Source organism: Stieleria sedimenti, from assembly GCF_025060895.1.
Classification (GTDB): Bacteria; Planctomycetota; Planctomycetia; order Pirellulales; family Pirellulaceae; genus Stieleria; species Stieleria sedimenti.
Map to the genome: position 1 here is coordinate 107,761 of NZ_JANZKV010000012.1, position 17,396 is coordinate 125,156.

Sequence of the window (17,396 nt, forward strand, 5' to 3'; positions counted from 1 at the left end):
GTGCAGTTCACAAAAGTCATCGGCCATCTTCTGGCGTTCGCCGTCGGTCTGACCCTGGAAACCGAGTACGAATTCATCGGGACGCTGCGGATCTCCGAGATCATGCTGTTGGTCTATTTGATCATCATGTTACCATTTGGCAAAGTAAAGGAACTCTTTGCGACGCCTTTTGCGGTTCCCGTCGCGTCGCTGGGTTTGCTTTGGCTGGGCTCGCAGTTCATCAGCGACATGGCAAATCACACGTCCAGGGTCAATTTGCTCAAAGGCCACGCCAACATCGGAATGATCCTCGTTTCCGTGGCAGCGTTCGTTGTCCTGTTCAAGCCGGATCCCAATCGATTCGCTTCGTATCTGTTGGGTTTGTTCTTCTGTCGTATCATCAACCGCCTCCGCGGCGTCGTTGACGAAACAGCGACTACGGAATACTGGGACCGATTCATCGCCAGTTGGGCCTCCTGTGGGCTGATCCTGTTGATGCTGTTTCTTCTTCATCGAAAGTATCGTGGAAGTTACGTTGCATTGCTGACCATCCCCTACGGCTGCGCGTCGATTATCTTCGGAGGTCGATCCCACGGGCTGGCGTACCTGTTGACCGGCGTGGGGCTTTGGTACGGAACACGCGGCGGCCCGAAAGATTTCTTGAATTACACACGGCGGCAATTCATGTGGGGAGGCGTCGCGCTGTTTGTTGCGGCGTTTCTGGTTTTCCAGGTGTATGTCTTTTTCGGTCTCAGCGGCGTGCTGGGCGACAAAGCGCGGATGCAACTCAGGGCGTCCAGCAATCCCTACAATCCGATTGCGGTGGTCAGCGCGGGCAGAGGCGGATTGCAAGTCGCGTTTGAAGCGATTGCCGATAGGCCCATCCTGGGCCATGGATCCAAGGCATACAATCGCAAGTACATCACACGCGCCATGCGTGAAACGACGTCCGAAGAGTACTTGCGCTCCATTCCGGTCCACTCCTGTATCTTCGGTGCCTGGGTGTTTTCCGGTATCCTCGGTGTGCCGTTTTGGATCGCAATCCTCTGGATTCATGTGCTGTTTTTTCGATCTGCGATCAACTCCGACCATCCCCAATTCGTACTGCTTTCCGCATTCCTGCTCGTCGAGGGTGTTTGGAACATTTTCTTCTCGCCCCACGGATACGCTCGATACGCGTGGCCGCCGTTCTTCGTTGTCAACATTCTGCTGTACCAAGCGGCCGAACAAAAACGTCTCGCGTGGGAACGCGAGACGGTACAGCCCGAACGGGCGACGCCATCGACGCCGCAGTGGGTTGCGACTGAGGTCTGATGCGGGACCCCGCTCAGCGTCAATTCGAACAGATGGTTTCGAGAAGAACACACCGTGAAGATCCTGATCACCGCTGACTACTTTTATCCGTCGATCCGCGCCAGCGGACCGATTCGGTCCTTGGTGAACTTTGTTCAGAAGTTTTCATCAATACACGAATTGTTTGTGGTCACCCGCGATCGTGATCCCAACGCATCGGAGGCCTACCCCGACATCATTGCGAAACAGTGGAACGAGGTGCTGGGTATTCAAGCGCGCTACGTGTCGCCAAGTGAGAACCTGGGACAAATCATCAGGGAAACCATCCGCAGCGTCGGCCCCGATACGATCTACATGAACAGTCTGATGTCGCCGCTGACACGGTCGGTATTGCGATTCGCATGTCGGCAAGGCACAGGAAATCCAGACCTGTTGTTGGCGGTACGGGGTGAACTCAGTCCCGGTGCACTGGCCATCAAACCGATTCGAAAACGTGTCTTTTTGCAATTCGGAAAGGCCTTGGGGCTGTTCAAGGGCGTTCGTTTCCAAGCCTCATCCGCCGACGAGGCACGGTTCATCGAGCGTTGGTTTCCCGACAACACGATTCACACCGCGATGGACATTCCATCCGAGGTCGTCGGTCAGCCGAAAGCACGCCCATCTGGCGATTGCCGGTTTGTCTTCAACTCAAGAATTGCGCCGATCAAAAACCTGGAAATCGCAATCTCGGCCTTCGAATCGTTGAGCGACTCTGGTCGTGGATTCGAGGGCGTCTTGGAGATCCATGGATCACCGATCAATCAGGAGTACTTGGGGAAAATCTTGGGGTTACTTGGGCGATGTGGCAATCATGGCCGACATTGTGGTCCGTACCGACACGATCAGATTTGGGACATCCTGGGCAACGCCAGTTTTTCGATCTTGCCGAGCCGTGGCGAAAATTTCGCGCATGCGATCTATGAATCTGCGGCAGCGGGCGTTCCATTTTTAATCAGTGACCGGACGCCGTGGACCGCCGCGGCGCACAACGGATGTGGCTGGGTGATTGACCCCGACGACTTGGACGGTTGGAAAGACGCGATCATCAACGCCGTCAACATGCCACAAGACGACTATCTGCGTGCGTCCGAGAAGTGCATTGAAGCTGCCTGCGAGATGCAATCGCGGGCCCATCACCAGCACGAAGCTTTATTCCTGAGTTGAAATGTCAACCGCGCCCTTGTTTTCTATCGTTACCATTTCCTTCAACCAGCGGAAATACCTGCAACAAGCGATCGACTCGGTTCTATCACAGGACTCCGATCTGTTTGAGTACCTGATCATGGACGGTGGTTCGACTGATGGAAGCGTTGAGCTGATCGAGCAGATCCAGGATCGATTGGCATTTTGGCGATCGTGCCCCGACGGTGGACCTTCCAATGCGCTCCGATCGGCCGTCGATCACTGCAAGGGTCGCTATCTGGTTTACATCAATTCCGATGATCTACTGTTGCCCGGCGCGATGAGGACGCTTGCAAACTACATCGGGAAATACCCCGACGCCGACGTGATTTACGGTCACGGCGTGACGTTCAATGAAACCGACGGCTCGATCACAATGGTTTACAGTGATCGTTGGGGAACGCGTGCGTTCGCGAAAGGATTGGTGTCGATCTTTCAGCAATCCTGCGCGCACAAATTGTCCGCGGTCCGCGAGGCGGGGAATTTCAACCCGGAAAACCGGACTTGCTGGGATGGCGAATTGCTGTTTCAGATGGGACGCAATGGCGCAACATTCAAACGCATCGATGAGGTCATCGGGATGTTTCGCATCCACGAAGATTCGATCACCGGCAGCCAGCAAACCTCTGATCGCTATCTGCAAGATCGCAAGGAAATGGCCGCGCGGGTTGGCGTTCGAACCCCGTTGCGGGGCGGCCTGCAATCCTCGATCCTCAAAATGCTCCGCGATCCGAAGTTGATGGTTCGTAAGTGCCGAAGTCGATGGGTGGGGCCGAAAGAACTGGTGGTTCGTGGCATCGACGTCCGCGACGTCGCGGGAATTTCGCGATGAAGAAGCGACGAGTCCTGTTCCTGTGGTCACGCTACTCTGGCTACATGGCGGCGTGCTGGAAACAGCTTTCATCCAACGAGACGATGGATGTCGAAGTCGTCGCAATCGAGTCGAATCCGTCCGACCGCAGCGATCCAACCTTCGCACCCGAGATGCTCGATGGAGTGACCACACGCCTGATCCCGCACGCCGATGCCGATGATTACTCGAGTCTGAAACGGCATCTTCCCGATCAAACCCCTGACGTGTTGGTTGTTTCGGGATGGCAACATCCCGGCTATGTCCATGCCATACGCCAGAATCATTTCGGATCCTCAGCATTGATCGTATGCTCCGACAATCCGATCCGACACACTTGGCGACAGCGATTAGGCATTTTCAAGATCCGTTGGCTGCTGGACCGGGCGAGCCGCATCTTCGTGCCCGGGGATCGTGGATATCAATTGATGAAATCGTGGAAGCTGCCGGACGAAAAGATTGCCAAGGGCCTTTACGGCGTTGACGAATTGTCGCTCAGGCCTTGCATCGCGGATCGGGAATCCAACGGTTGGCCAAAAAACTTTATTTTCACGGGGCGATACTGCCAGCGCAAAGGCGTCGACATCATGTTGGATGCCTATGCTGACTATCGGGCACGCCATGACCATCCATGGGACTTGATCTGTTGCGGACGCGGCGAGCTTGCCACGATGCTGCAGTCGCAACCAGGCGTGATTGACCGAGGATTCGTGCAGCCTGAAGGTCTGACTGCCGCACTCGCAAATGCGAGTGCATTTGTGCTGGCAAGCCGGTCCGATGCATGGCCACTGAGTCTGGTCGAAGCCGCGATGGCGGGCCTGCCGATTGTCTGCACCGCGGCGTGCGGGAGCAGCACGGAATTGGTGCGGGACAGGTTCAACGGCCGCGTGGTGCCGACGGCGAACCGCTCGGCATTGAGTGACGCGATGTCCTGGATCCACGTAAACGAAGCGGAGCTTCCAGAACTTGGGCGAAGATCAAGTGAACTGGCAAACGCTTTTTCGGCGAACCAATGGGCGGAACGGTGGGCTGACGAAATCGAAGACATTTGTAGGAGCCGAGAGTGAACGAGAAGCCCTTTCCCGTCCGATTTTCGGCCCTGAAGCGATGGGTGGCATTCATTCTGTGCAGCAACACGGTCGGCTGGTTACTGGGCGTCGTCTATCGCAACCGAATCCCGTTTCGTGGCGTCTCAATCGATCTGCGTACTGCGATGATCCGAAACAGTACGAAGGCGCGGCTGTTCTTTGGGATGTATGAATCAGCGGAATATCGATTCGTCAATCAGTATCTGCAAGAAGAGCTCCCGACGGTCGAACTCGGCGCAAGTATTGGAGCGATAAGCAGCCAAATTGGAAAACGACTGCGACCGGGAACCGATCTCACGTGCGTGGAAGCCAATCCGAATCTGATCAACACGTTGAGCACCAATCTTGCAAACAACGCCGGGCATTTGAAAACGCGAATCCTGCCCGCGGCCATTGCTTACGACAGCGAGTCGATTGAGTTTGCCGTTTCCGCAGATAATCGCGTCTCCTCGCTGCAATCGGACGAGAACTCCATGCTGACGCCGGTGGACGCCATTCGTCTTCGAAGTGTCATCCCCGAGGGTGACTTTCAACTCGTCTGCGATATCGAGGGCGCCGAGGCGGGGATTCTAGCCGCTGACACGGAATCCCTGTCCCGATGCCGTGTCGCGATCGTCGAACTGCACGACACGACCGTCCATGGCAAACAGGTATCCGTGCAGGAGTTGGCATCTCAATTCCAGGCGACGGGATTGGAACCGATCGATCGCTACGGCAGCGTCTATGTTTTTTGCCGGTCATCATGACCCACTCATGGTGCCGATACGTCTTGCTCTTTCAACCTGATGTGAACATTCGAATCGATGTTCCGCAATCGTTAACGTGAAACAAATTCTGCAAAACCTCGGCAATGGGGAGACATTGTTAGCGGACATCCCGTGTCCGCGTCGGGCCTCGGGGAACGTCTTGATTGACAGCTCGCGTTCCTTGGTATCGCTCGGCACCGAGAAAATGCTGATCGATTTCGGAAAAGGCGGTTATTTGGCGAAAGCGAAATCCCAGCCGGACAAGGTCAAGCAAGTTCTCCAGAAGATCAAGACCGATGGTCTTTGGACGACGGTCGATGCGGTCAAAGCGAAACTCGATGCCCCGATCCCACTCGGGTACAGCAACGTCGGGGTGGTGATCGAGTCGTCGCCGAACTCCGTTTTCGCGGTCGGTGATCGTGTTGTCAGCAACGGACCGCACGCGGAAATTGTCAGCGTTCCAGAAAACCTGGTCGCGAAAATCCCCGACGATGTGAGCGACGAATCCGCGGCGTACACCGTGGTTTCGGCGATCGGGCTACAGGGCATTCGACTCATGAACCCGACACTGGGCGAACGTATCGTGGTCAGTGGACTGGGATTGATCGGCTTGCTGAGTGTGCAGATGCTGAGGGCGCACGGATGTGAAGTGATGGGCATCGATTTCGATCCGAAAAAACTGGAGTTGGCCCGAGCATTCGGTGCCACGACCGTCGATCTGTCCGCCGACGAAGACCCCGTTCGCGCGGCCGAACACTGGTGCGGCGGGAACGGCGTTGACGGTGTGCTGATCACGGCTTCGACCAATAGCGACGCACTGGTCCATCAAGCCGCAACGATGTGCCGAAAACGAGGGCGGATCGTTCTGGTCGGGGTGATCGGCCTGAATCTTCGACGCGCCGACTTCTACGAAAAAGAACTGACCTTTCAAGTTTCATGTTCTTACGGACCGGGCCGATATGATCCCCAATATGAACAGCGCGGTTTGGACTATCCGTTCGGGTTGGTTCGCTGGACAGAGAAACGTAATTTCGAAGCCGTGTTGCAACTGCTCTCGACAAAACGAATCGACACGACGCCATTGACCACGCATCGCTATTCGTTTGACGAGGCGTTGAGAGGTTATCAAGCGATTCATGAACAGGGAGCGATGGGAATTGTCCTTGAGTACACCGGTGAAAGAGAACAGGATCGGCGGCAGAACCTGATTCGGACGGGGCAGGCGTCCGGCGACGATTTAAACCTCGTATCCGACGTCGGCCGGAAGGTCGACGGCGGATCCCCCGTCCTTGCGTTCATCGGGGCCGGAGCGTTTACGACCCGCATGCTGTTGCCGCTGCTGCCGAAAGAGGACGTGGTGCGTCATTCGATCATCAGCGGTACCGGAGTCTCGGCGGCGCATGCGGCCAAGAAGTTTGGTTTTGCAATGTGCGGGACGGAGATGGAGAGCGTTCTGGTCGATCCCGCGGTTGATGCGGTCGTGATCACGACGCCCCATCAGACGCACGCTGATTTTGTGATTCGAGCTTTGGAACACGGAAAACACGTGTTTGTCGAAAAGCCTCTGGCAATGGATCACAAGGAATTAGATGCCGTGCAAACGTGCTTGCAGTCGCGTCCCACACAGCGCCTATTTGTCGGCTACAACCGGCGGTTCTCGCCTCATACCGATGCCGTCAAGAATTGGCTTCGATCGGCACCGTGTTCCAAGGCCCTGATTTTGACGGTCAATGCCGGCATGATTCCGGCCGACCATTGGACGCAAGACTTGGAACTCGGTGGCGGGCGGATTCTCGGCGAAGCCTGTCACTTTATCGATCTTGCCCGTCATCTCGTCGACCACCCCATCACCGAGGTGAAAGCCAGGGCGATGACGGGTGGCGATGGTGCGTTGGGAGATTGCGTTGCCATTCACTTGTCGTTTGCGGATGGATCCATCGCAACGATCCACTACCTGGCCAACGGCAGCAAAGCGTTTCCCAAAGAACGAATCGAAGTCTTCGCCGGAGGAAAGGTTGCCGTGATCGATAATTTCCGGCGATCGTCTCTGATCGGCGAAAAACGTTCCCTCAAAACACGTCGTCAAGACAAGGGGCATGCGTCCGAACTGCGGGCATTTCTTCAAAAGGCTTGTCTCGAAGGCAGTTGGCCGATCCCTGCGGAGCAATTGTTCGAAGTCAGTCGTGCGACCATCGATGCGCACCTGCAGATTCGCGATCAACTGGCTCGATCCGGTTAACCGAAAACAAAGCACAAATTGATCCGTTTTCAACAATGGCGCGTGCGTGGATCGGCATGGGTCACCCCACACCGAAAGAAGCTGGCGGAAAACCTGTTTTGGCTGACGGCCGACAAGGGAGTGCGGATCTTTCATGGGATTTTCATCGCCGCGGTCGTCGCGCGTTACCTGGGGCCGGCCGACTACGGACTGATCGCAGTTGCCGCTTCATTTCTGGCGATCATCACACCGCTGATCACGCTCGGCTTCGACAGCGTTGTCGTTCGCGAATTCGTGACATCCGGGGACCGAAGCCGCCTCTTTTGGACCGTCTTTGCAACAAGGCTGCTGCTCGGAGTGCTTTCATATGCGGTGCTTTGTGGTCTGATCCTGACGCATCTGTTGCCCACGGACTCCAGCACCGAAGCCATTGTCTTGCTGATCGGTTGCATGCCGTTGACGACGCTGGCCTTCGATGTCCCACGGCTGATCTTTCAATCCGAGGTGCGCGAGAAATGGGTGGTCTGGATTGCAAACGTCGCATTGGCCATCGCGGCCATCGTCAAGCTGATCCTGGTTGCGGTCGAAGCCGATGTGACGAGTTTTGCCGCGGTCAATGCCTGCACCGTGTCAGTGACCGTGATGGCCACGATGGCGTCGGCCCGAATGCTGGACATCCTTCCCAAATTTGTGCGTCCGCATTGGCAAACGTTCCTTCAACTGGCCCGTGAGTGCTGGCCGTTGATTCTGTCGGGGCTCAGCATCGCGCTCTACATGAACGTCGACGTCGTCATGCTTCGGCTGCTGGAAGACCCCGAGGTCGTGGGGATCTATTCCGTCGCCGCTCGGTTATCGACGTTCTGGTTCTTCATCCCCATGGCGCTGGCGCAAACCTTGTTTCCGGGATTGACCCGAGCGTTCGCCGATGATCAGTCCCAATACAAAGTTGCACTCTTTCGCTACTTGCGGCTGAACACTCTGGCAGGCTATGCCACGGTGGTCTTGGCTGAATTGTTTGTTCCACCATTGATTTACCTGTTATTCGGCAGTCAATACGTCGAGAGCGTTCCTTGCTTTCGGCTGCATGCGTTGGCAATTCTGTTTGTGTTTCTGGGCGTCGCTCGTGCACAACATTTGAATCTGGAAAAACTTCACATTTACGGAATGTGGGCGACCGTGGTTGGCGGCGTCATCAACATACTGCTCAATTTCGCGTTGATCCCAGTGCTTTCTGCTACCGGCGCTGCCGCCGCGACGGTATTGAGCTTTGCCATCTCTGCCTTTGTGATGAGCTTTGTCTTCGAACGCACACGCTGGTTTGCGAAGCTTCAGTGGCTGACGCTTCGTAAGCCTTGGAAAACGAACCCTAGCAGCGAAGAATGAACGTGACGAAATCGTTTCGATCAGCCATGCGGAAGAGTTTGTTGCTGATTCGTAATCAGTTGCTGCGCCCGCTGACACACCTGGTGGGCAAAGGGCCGTTTTCATCGGTGGCACTCGACTATCTCGACTTGCAGCTTGTTACACTGATGGGACGTCGACGCGGCGGCGTGTTCGTGGAGGCGGGGGCCAATGACGGAATCAGCCAGAGCAACACCTACTACCTGGAGAAGGTGCTTGGATGGAGCGGAGTGCTTGTCGAGCCGATGCCAGAGCTTGCATCGCTTTGCCGCAAACGCCGTCGGGGGGCGCGTGTGGTCAACGCGGCCTTGGTGAGAGAGAATTACCCCAATCCGACTGTCAAGCTTGAGCGCGCCGGATTGATGAGTGTGATCAACGACGGTGTGTTGCAGGCGTCTGCGGTCGAAGACCACGTCCGGCAAGGCCGCGATGTGCAACGGCTTGATGAACAGGCGGCCGTCGAGGTTCCGGCACGAACGCTTCAGCAAATCTTAACGGACGCTAACATTTCACATGTCGATTTTCTTTCGCTCGATGTCGAAGGGTATGAGCTCGAAGTATTGAAGGGAATCGCGTTTGACCAGACCACCTTCGACTGGATTCTGGTGGAAGTACGCCCGTCCAATGAGCAGCAGATTGACGCGTTGCTGGGAAACCATGGCTACGTTTGGGAGCGGATCTGGCGCACTCCTTCGTATGCGAACAAAATCTATCGCCGCGCGAACCAGAGCAACTAGGCATGCAGTTATTTCCGGTCCTGTTTACGATCTTCAACCGTCCTGAGCAAACACGCCAGACGTTCGACGCGATTCGGCTGGCCCAGCCCCATCGCCTTTACGTCGCCGCGGATGGTCCCCGGCCGGATCGTCACGACGACCTTGCCGCCTGTGAAGCAACACGCCAAATCCTTGACGAGGTGGATTGGGATTGTGAAGTCTTCACGCTTTACCGCGATCAAAATCTGGGCTGTAAACGCGCCATGGCGGAAGGCATCAGCTGGTTTTTCGAGCATGAACCGGCCGGTATCGTGATCGAGGATGACTGCGTCGCGGATCCGACTTTCTTTCGTCTCTGCAGCGAGTTGCTGGAGCGGTATGCCGATGATCGGCGGATCGGAATGATCAGCGGGATCAATCACTACCAGGTGCAAAGCAACCGGGAGGACTCTTACCACTTCTCGAAACTCGGTCGCATTTGGGGTTGGGCGACCTGGCGTGATCGCTGGGCACTGTATGATGACACTCTGGATGCATACGCCGGGAAACTGAATGAACTGCGACGATCGATTGGCCAGACCGAGCGTTATCGACAGATGTTTTTTGCCATCCTGGATGCGGATCAATGCGGATCCATCTCAACTTGGGATTGCTACTGGGATCTCGCCCTGCACGCCAATGATCTGTTGACGGTTCGGCCGAAGTGCAATTTGGTGTCCAACGTCGGATTCGGTGACGGTGCCACACACACCGGTGGAAAAGCGCAGCAGCACATTTTGCAACGTGGTTCACTTGAGTTTCCGCTCCATCATCCTGCAACCGTCCAGCACGACCGGCATGCGGACCGGATTCACGAGCAGCGGCTTTATCCCAATTCCTGGATCCGTCGGCTTGCCCGAACGTTGGGGGCACGGAAGATGCTGAAGAAGATTCGAGGAATTTTCGCTTCTACCGCATGATTTTGGAGAGTATTGAGGCCGTTTTTGTTCGTCGCTCCTGCACCGGCGATGTGGTCCCCTTCATCAATGGGCGAAGATCGAAAACAATCTCCGTCAATGGATTGTTCGCTTGTGAACATTCCGGTGATGAACGAGGATGGAGAGCGTCCCTTGTGATCGCCTTGGGTGTTGGCCTCCTGCCGAGCTGATAGTTGTGCTTCCAGTGAACATCGTCTTCTTTTCTCACTACTACACGCCTGAGGGGAACGCTCCGGCTTCCCGCACTGCGGATCATTGTGCGCGGTGGGTGAAGGATGGTGGCGGGGCGCGAGTCACGGTGATTACCTGTGCCCCCAATGTGCCCGAGGGTCGCGTTTATCCGGGTTACCGAAATCGCTGGTGGCCACAACGGGAAACGGTCGATGGGGTTGATGTCGTTCGCGTCTGGACGTTCATCCAGAACAATCCAAGCCGGGCCGGACTGATTCTCAACTACCTCACCTATCTATTCTCTGCCCTGTTCGCGTTCGTGTTCTTCGTGCGGCGTCCGAGTGTGGTCGTCGCGACCACTCCCCAATTTTTTTGTGGAGTCACCGGGGTTCTGGCCAGTTGGTTGAAGTGGTGTCCGCTGGTGTTGGAAGTCCGCGACATCTGGCCGGAGTCGATTGTGACCGTCGGTGCGATTCGACGCGGAGTCATCATTCGAGCACTCGAATGGATGGAGCGTTGGATGTACCGCAGTGCCAACCATATCGTCACGGTCGGCCCGGGCTACCGTGACAACATCCTTTCAAAGGTTGACGTGGCGAATCGAATTTCGATGGTGACCAACGGAGTGGACCCGAAACAATTCAGCCCGGAAACCGACAGCGTTTCGTTCAAGGAACGTTACGAGCTGATGGGGAAATTCGTTTGTTCTTACGTCGGCACCGTCGGCATGGCGCACGGATTGGATGTGATCATCAATGCGGCACGACGTTTCAAAGCGGTGGGGAGAGAAGACGTCGTTTTTCTGGTTGTCGGTGGCGGAGCCAAGCTGGAGCAAATGCGACGAACCGTGGCCGAGCTGGGGCTCGGCGATCTGATCCGATTGACCGGTCGCCTGGATAAATCCGAGATCCCGCAGGTGCTCTCGGCTTCGGATGCCTGCTTGGTTCATCTCAGTAAAGTGGATTTGTTCGAACACGTTATCCCGTCCAAAATTTTTGAAACGATGGCCATGGAGCGGCCGATCATCATGGGCGTCCGCGGGCGTGCCCTGGACATCGTGCTCGCGGCCGAGAGCGGTGTTGCGATGGAACCGGAAAACGACGCCCAACTGTTTGAGATTCTGGATTGGATGATCGGCGCCCCCGACGCCGTCCGGAAGCTGGGGCGAAACGGCCGCAAGTTCGTGATCGAACACTTCAACCGAGACCAACTTGCGCGGGACATGTTGTCGATCATCCGGCGCACGTCCCAAGGTGAAGTGTTTTGTCTTGAGGATCGAGACTGGGGGGAAGAGTCTGGCGGCCATTCAGACGACACGAACCTGACCCCTGTCGCCTCCTCCGGCGGCACTCGCCGCTGACCGGCCGGCATTGCAATGGCACCACGCCGCCTGTCTCGCCTGGCCGCGCTTCTTCGCTATCACCGACCCGGCCAATTTGCCTGGCGACTGTACCGGACCGCGCAACGACACCTTCGCCGGCGTTTGCCCGAGCGGTTGGTTTTTCAAGTCGGACGCAGCCAAGCTGGCTGGAAACCCGGCGCCCAGGCCGCCTTCCTAGCGATCGCCGCACGCAGGTTACAGCTTTGGCCCGAGCGCAGCGTCGACGCCGCCGACATCGCCGCCGGGCAGTTTCGGTTCCTGAACCAAACCCGCGATCTGCGGATCCATGCTTTCGGCAATGATCCCCAAATTGACTGGAATCCAGAGGCGCCGCGGTTGTGGCGTTTTCATCTTCAGTGCCAGGAATACCTGACCGATCTGGCCGACCAGCCGGGCGCGGATGCCGCCTACAAAATCGTCCGCTCGTGGCTCGCTCAGCCGCGTCATCTGAGTCCGACGCGCGACCCCGATGCCTGGCACCCGTTTTGTATTTCAAGACGTTTGCCCGTCTGGCTTTCTCTGGCAGCCGCCCACGATCCACCCGCTGACATCTCGGAACCGTTTTGGCGCTGTGTTGCCGATCAGGTCCTCTGGCTACGTCGCAACTGTGAGTGGGACCTCGGTGGCAACCATTTGTTGGAGAATTTGTCTGCACTCTATCTCGCAGACTCGTATCTGGACTTAGACGCTGCCGCCGGAGGGACATGGGTACAGCCGAGGTTGCTCGCCGAGTTGGACGAACAAATTCTGCCGTCGGGCGAGCACTACGAACGGGCGCCGACGTATCACGCGTTGATGATGGTCAGTGTTTTGCAATGCGCCGAAGCGGCCCGGTTTGCCCAGTCGAACAAGCTGGATCGGTTGCGGATCGTGATCAGCCAGATGTTTCAATTTGCGCAGTGGATTCGGCAACCTGACGGTCGCTTTCCCTTGCTGGCCGACTCGGCACGCGGCGAAACACCGGATTTGGACAAGCTGTTCGAATGGGCTGAGACCTTCTGGGATCCCGGCGCGCGAGGCAATCCAACCGTGGACTATTGGGCGACGCAAACCGATCGCGGCGATCGATTGCTGTTTGACGTCGGCCCGCTCGGATGTGATCACTTGCCGGCCCACGCTCACGCCGACCTGCTGCAGATCACCGCCACGCTGGGCGGTCGCGACGCCATCGTCGACACCGGAAACTTCGAATACGAACCCGGTGAGTTGCGTCAACGTTGCCGCCGCACGTCGGCACACAACGTGTTGCAACTCGGATCGCGTGAACAATGCGACATCTGGTCCAGCTTTCGCATGGGCCGCCGAGCGAAGCAGCTATGGAAGCGACATGGGACGACGGATGGGTATTCGTGGTGCGCTGCGGCGCACGACGGTTTTGATTGCCCGGTGGGCCGGATCATTGTCTCCAGCGGATCCGCCTGGACCGTGATCGATTGGTTCCAGGGCTATCCTGGCAAGGTAATTGCGACGTCTCGGTTGCACTGGCATCCCGACTGGCGACTGACGCTCGGCCGCGATCGATCCATCGTCTCGGTGTACCATTGCGACGCCCCCGAGTCGATCTATAGGATTGAAAGTCTGGGCGAGTCGGCGGGATTATCGATTGAAGACAGCCTCTACTGTCCGGACTTTGGCCGACAGATCGGCAACCAGGTGGCCGTCAATGTCAAACGCTGCGATTCGAGCGGATGGCTTGGTTTCCATCTTCCCCTGCAAGCCGACCAAAGGTCTCCGGTTCCGCAAGTCCACTCGGATGGCGGACGGCTGAACGTGACGTTGGGCGATGGCGTCGAGATCTCGATCGCTCTACTTTGACTTCGGCCGAAAGGCCACCATCCGTTCCGGATGTGTTTCGAGTCGGGGCCCGTGCATCAGGTCGATGCAATAGGGGATGGCGGGGAAGACGGCGTCGAGACACTCGGCAATGGCTTTGGGTTTTCCCGGCAAGTTGACGATCAGACTGTCTCCCAGCAGGCCGGCGGTCTGTCTCGATAGGATCGCCGTGGGAACTTTTTCCAGCGAGACCTTCCGCATCAATTCGCCGAATCCCGGCATCATTCGATCGCAGACCGCTTCGGTGGCTTCCGGTGTCACGTCTCGCTTGGACGGCCCGGTGCCGCCGGTGGTCACGACCAGGCAGCAGCCTTCGATTTCGCAGAGTTGTCGTAGCGTCGCTTCGATCATCTCGCGGTCATCGGGAATCACCCGCGCGATCGGCTTCCACGGGCTCGTCAACACGTCGCTCAGGTAGGCGTCGATCGCCGGGCCGCCCAAGTCTTCGTACTCGCCCCGACTGGCGCGATCCGACACGGTCACGATGCCGATCTTGGCGGCACGGGGTTGATCGGCACTGGGTTGGTTTTGATCCGGTGGTGTCATGTCCAGTCGAGTCCCTCGTGAAGTTGGTTCAGTGACTGAGCGTCGCCTTCGCGAACGACCAGCATGTTCTCGACGCGGACGCCGCCGTCTTGGCGACCGTACAGCCCTGGTTCGATCGTGAACACCTCGCGTTCCAGTAATGGGCCGCCGCCCAGGTCCAACAGGATCGGTTCATGGACGTCGAGCCCGATTCCGTGGCCGGTCCCGTGTTGAATCGTGGGCTGGTCCGACACGGTTCCACGGGACAATTCGAACCCGGCGTCGAGCAATGCCTGGTCGGCGGCCAAGTGCACCGACTCGGCCGTCTGGCCCACGCGAAGCTGTTGGGTGGCGGCCGCGTTGGCAGCGACAACCGCGTCGTGCATCTTGCGCACAGTCGCGCTCGGCTGGCCATGAACGACGGTCCGCGTGCAATCGCCCCAGTACCTCGTTTCATTGTTCATCGGAAACAGGTCGACGATCACGGGAACGCCTGTTCGCAACGGCCCCGTCCCGGCGTGATGGCAATCGGCAACCTCCGGAGCGGTCGCCACAATCGCACCGTGTGACATCGAGTAATCGCGTTTGAGAAACTCGGCGGCCGCCATCGCTCTGGTGCGTTCGCTGGTAAAGGCTTCACCCTCGTGCACCAACGTCCCATCGGCCGCGACGGTGCATCGGGCAATGGTTTCGCAGAGGTAGCGCATCACCGATTCGGTGACCGACTGGGCTTCGGCCAACCGCTCGATTTCCTGTTCCGATTTCTGGCGCCGGTCGATCACGCCCAGATCGGGATCGTATGACAATTCAATACCGGCCTGTTGAAGATACCACGCAAAGACGAAGGGCAGGCTGCGATCGACTCGGACTGCCGCCAGATTCTCGCGTCGGCAACATTCGGCGACGGCTTGCGCGGTCGCGGTCTCGCGATCCGCGTCCAGCTTTCCCGCCGGCTGATAATCCATGGGGCAGACGACGCGGTCGGCGCTGCTGAGACGACGGACGCGGTCCATTTCGATATCACGCACCAATGCCACACGCCGATCCGTGGTTTCAATCCAGGCCGCTGGATCTCCCAGTGGTACACCGATACGGCGGAAGAGCGATGGGTTTTTAAGGGGAATTCCGGCAAAAATGGCTGGCAGTGAAGCGTCGGGCATCCTGAATCTCACGGGAAAAACGTTGGAACGGCTTGAGCGACGTTATAGCCGATGGACGCGGGGCTTCGCGAGGCGACGTGGCGGAGGGATTCGAGATCAGAAGTCGAGGACACGTTGATCAGCGGTGAATCGCGTTGGTCATTTCCGCGATTTTGTCCGGGCACCCAATGCCACTTCCATCGGCCCTGACGGTGTTAGCGGAACGGCGCGAGCCGTCCGGTCGCACCGTGAAAGACCGGAGGGCTCGCGCCCAACCGCTAACAAGGACACCCCGCTTGGCGTCCGCGTAAGTCGCATTGGTTTCTACACAAGTCGCCAGACTTGAGGTCGCCCTCCCGTTTCGGAAGGGGCGGACGCGAGGTACGAGCGGCCGGGGTGGGGGCTTTGCGGCTGCGCGTCACTCCGTCACAGCCAATCGACCCTCCCCTCGCTGCGCTCGACCCTCCCTGCCAGGGAGGGTGACGCCAAATGTGTAGACACCAATGCCTGCCAGGGAGGGTGACGTTAAAATTGCACGACCTCCAAAGCCGGGAGAGGGAGCCGTTTAATTGTTGCGCGACGATGCCGGATCCAAGCTTCGGTTATCATAGGCGGTTCCCACCTTCAGCCCCACCTCGGAAAGATTCTCGAATGAAGATCGATTACTCTCGACGGCGTTTCCTGTCTCTCACCGCGGCGGGCGTTGCGGCAGCGACCACGCCGCTGGTACAGGCCGCCGACTCCGCCGAAATCCGATGGCACGACGTCCGCGATTGGGGCGTCGAAGGCCGCGGGTTCGACGACACCGAAAAATACTTTGATCGCTTGCCGGCCCGAGCCAAGGGCGTTGTTCGCGATGCGGTCTGGAACCTGAGTCGGCATTCGGCCGGAATGCTGGTCCGATTTCGAACCGACGCCCGCGAGATTCAAGTCGACTATTCGGTCACATCGTCCAGTCTGGCCATGCCACACATGCCGGCAACGGGAGTCAGCGGTCTGGATCTTTACGCCCAAGACGAACAGGGGAACTGGAAGTGGGTTGCGGTTTGCAAACCCACCGCGCAACACATGAAGACGACGCTGGTCCAAGGCTTGCGTCCGGGCGCGCGAGACTACTCGATCTACCTGCCGCTGTACAACGGAACCGAATCGCTGAAGATCGGCGTCGATGGATCCAGCCTGTTTGAACCGATCGCAGCACGCAGCGAAAAGCCCATCGTGTTCTATGGCACGTCGATCACACACGGTGCTTGTGCGTCGCGACCGGGCATGCCCCATCCGTCGATCCTCGGCCGTCGACTCGATCGCCCGGTGATCAACCTAGGGTTTTCCGGCAATGGCAAACTGGAAAAAGAGGTCGGTCAATTCTTGGTCGAATTGGATCCCGCGGTTTATGTTTTGGATTGTCTGCCCAACATGGTGGCCGCCGAAATCACCGAGCGAACCGAACCGATGGTCAAACAGCTTCGCGCCGCCCATCGGAACGTTCCCATCGTGCTCGTGGAAGACCGTTCTTACTCGGGATCATGGTTGCTCGAGTCACAACAGACCCGCAATCAGACCAGTCGCGAGGCGTTCAAAGCGGCTTATCGCAGATTGCTGGACGCCGGCACGGAAGGGTTGTTCTATGTCGACGGCGAAAGTCTGTTGGCGGACAATCGCGATGACACCACCGACGGATCCCATCCCTCGGATCTCGGTTTCTTCAACCAAGCCAACGCGATCGAACCGGCGTTGCGCGCGGCCTTAGGGGCAATACCGCTAAGTTAACATGAATGAGGGGGCCCGGACGCTGGCGCGAACCGGCTGATGTCAAACGAATATCAGCCGTTTGGCGCGAGCCTACGGGCCCTCATCT

Annotated in this window: 14 protein-coding genes; 12 read left to right on the forward strand and 2 right to left on the reverse strand. The window is 57.7% G+C overall.

The genetic code is table 11. The annotated features are described in order from the left end of the window. The 11 genes from NZK35_RS02155 (at window position 1) to NZK35_RS02205 (ending at window position 13,856) form a co-directional block, all read left to right on the forward strand. Window positions 1-1,293: a hypothetical protein gene (locus NZK35_RS02155; protein WP_259630955.1), complete on the forward strand. Its 1,293-nt coding sequence runs from the start codon at window positions 1-3 to the stop codon at window positions 1,291-1,293. A 54-nt stretch (window positions 1,294-1,347) separates the two neighbouring features. Then, entirely contained in the window at window positions 1,348-2,475 is a 1,128-nt protein-coding gene (locus NZK35_RS02160; RefSeq protein WP_259630956.1) for a glycosyltransferase, read from the forward strand. Between the two features lies 1 nt (window position 2,476). After that, complete coding sequence (locus NZK35_RS02165) at window positions 2,477-3,325, forward strand: glycosyltransferase family 2 protein (protein ID WP_259630957.1); 849 nt, start codon at window positions 2,477-2,479, stop codon at window positions 3,323-3,325. Then, entirely contained in the window at window positions 3,322-4,410 is a 1,089-nt protein-coding gene (locus NZK35_RS02170; protein WP_259630958.1) for a glycosyltransferase family 4 protein, read from the forward strand. The genes NZK35_RS02165 and NZK35_RS02170 overlap by 4 nt, the downstream gene beginning before the upstream one ends. Then, on the forward strand, window positions 4,407-5,177 hold the full coding sequence (locus NZK35_RS02175) for an FkbM family methyltransferase (RefSeq protein ID WP_259630959.1): 771 nt from the start codon (window positions 4,407-4,409) through the stop codon (window positions 5,175-5,177). Before NZK35_RS02170 ends, NZK35_RS02175 begins: the two co-directional genes overlap by 4 nt. 76 nt (window positions 5,178-5,253) lie before the next feature. After that, the gene (locus NZK35_RS02180) at window positions 5,254-7,416 is read left to right on the forward strand and encodes a bi-domain-containing oxidoreductase (RefSeq protein ID WP_259630960.1); all 2,163 of its coding nucleotides are present in this window, start codon (window positions 5,254-5,256) and stop codon (window positions 7,414-7,416) included. Between the two features lie 18 nt (window positions 7,417-7,434). Then, window positions 7,435-8,778, forward strand: coding sequence for a flippase (locus NZK35_RS02185; protein ID WP_259630961.1), 1,344 nt, complete (start codon window positions 7,435-7,437; stop codon window positions 8,776-8,778). Next, window positions 8,775-9,533, forward strand: coding sequence for an FkbM family methyltransferase (locus NZK35_RS02190; RefSeq protein ID WP_259630962.1), 759 nt, complete (start codon window positions 8,775-8,777; stop codon window positions 9,531-9,533). The genes NZK35_RS02185 and NZK35_RS02190 overlap by 4 nt, the downstream gene beginning before the upstream one ends. 2 nt (window positions 9,534-9,535) lie before the next feature. After that, window positions 9,536-10,471 carry a glycosyltransferase family 2 protein gene (locus NZK35_RS02195; RefSeq protein WP_259630963.1) on the forward strand — a complete coding sequence of 312 codons (936 nt, stop codon included), beginning with the start codon at window positions 9,536-9,538 and terminating at the stop codon, window positions 10,469-10,471. Window positions 10,472-10,664: 193 nt separating this feature from the next. Further along, the gene (locus NZK35_RS02200; RefSeq protein WP_259630964.1) at window positions 10,665-12,020 is read left to right on the forward strand and encodes a glycosyltransferase family 4 protein; all 1,356 of its coding nucleotides are present in this window, start codon (window positions 10,665-10,667) and stop codon (window positions 12,018-12,020) included. A 15-nt stretch (window positions 12,021-12,035) separates the two neighbouring features. Next, on the forward strand, window positions 12,036-13,856 hold the full coding sequence (locus tag NZK35_RS02205) for an alginate lyase family protein (RefSeq protein ID WP_259630965.1): 1,821 nt from the start codon (window positions 12,036-12,038) through the stop codon (window positions 13,854-13,856). Here the strand turns inward: NZK35_RS02205 and mog are convergent. Then, the gene (gene mog / locus NZK35_RS02210) at window positions 13,848-14,420 is read right to left on the reverse strand and encodes a molybdopterin adenylyltransferase (RefSeq protein ID WP_259630966.1); all 573 of its coding nucleotides are present in this window, start codon (window positions 14,418-14,420) and stop codon (window positions 13,848-13,850) included. The genes NZK35_RS02205 and mog overlap by 9 nt on opposite strands. Then, window positions 14,417-15,559, reverse strand: coding sequence for a M24 family metallopeptidase (locus NZK35_RS02215; protein ID WP_259630967.1), 1,143 nt, complete (start codon window positions 15,557-15,559; stop codon window positions 14,417-14,419). The genes mog and NZK35_RS02215 overlap by 4 nt, the downstream gene beginning before the upstream one ends. 630 nt (window positions 15,560-16,189) lie before the next feature. Between NZK35_RS02215 and NZK35_RS02220 the strand changes: the two genes are divergently transcribed. Continuing rightward, complete coding sequence (locus NZK35_RS02220; RefSeq protein ID WP_259630968.1) at window positions 16,190-17,308, forward strand: SGNH/GDSL hydrolase family protein; 1,119 nt, start codon at window positions 16,190-16,192, stop codon at window positions 17,306-17,308. Window positions 17,309-17,396 lie beyond the last annotated feature (88 nt).

What these genes read in the sequence shown, in the direction of transcription:
- NZK35_RS02205 (WP_259630965.1), top strand. Translation starts at nt 12,036, where the DNA reads ATGGCACCACGCCGCCTGTCTCGCCTGGCCGCGCTTCTTCGCTATCAC.
- NZK35_RS02220 (WP_259630968.1), top strand. Translation starts at nt 16,190, where the DNA reads ATGAAGATCGATTACTCTCGACGGCGTTTCCTGTCTCTCACCGCGGCG.
- mog (WP_259630966.1), bottom strand. Translation starts at nt 14,420, where the DNA reads ATGACACCACCGGATCAAAACCAACCCAGTGCCGATCAACCCCGTGCC.
- NZK35_RS02190 (WP_259630962.1), top strand. Translation starts at nt 8,775, where the DNA reads ATGAACGTGACGAAATCGTTTCGATCAGCCATGCGGAAGAGTTTGTTG.
- NZK35_RS02165 (WP_259630957.1), top strand. Translation starts at nt 2,477, where the DNA reads ATGTCAACCGCGCCCTTGTTTTCTATCGTTACCATTTCCTTCAACCAG.
- NZK35_RS02170 (WP_259630958.1), top strand. Translation starts at nt 3,322, where the DNA reads ATGAAGAAGCGACGAGTCCTGTTCCTGTGGTCACGCTACTCTGGCTAC.
- NZK35_RS02195 (WP_259630963.1), top strand. Translation starts at nt 9,536, where the DNA reads ATGCAGTTATTTCCGGTCCTGTTTACGATCTTCAACCGTCCTGAGCAA.
- NZK35_RS02215 (WP_259630967.1), bottom strand. Translation starts at nt 15,559, where the DNA reads ATGCCCGACGCTTCACTGCCAGCCATTTTTGCCGGAATTCCCCTTAAA.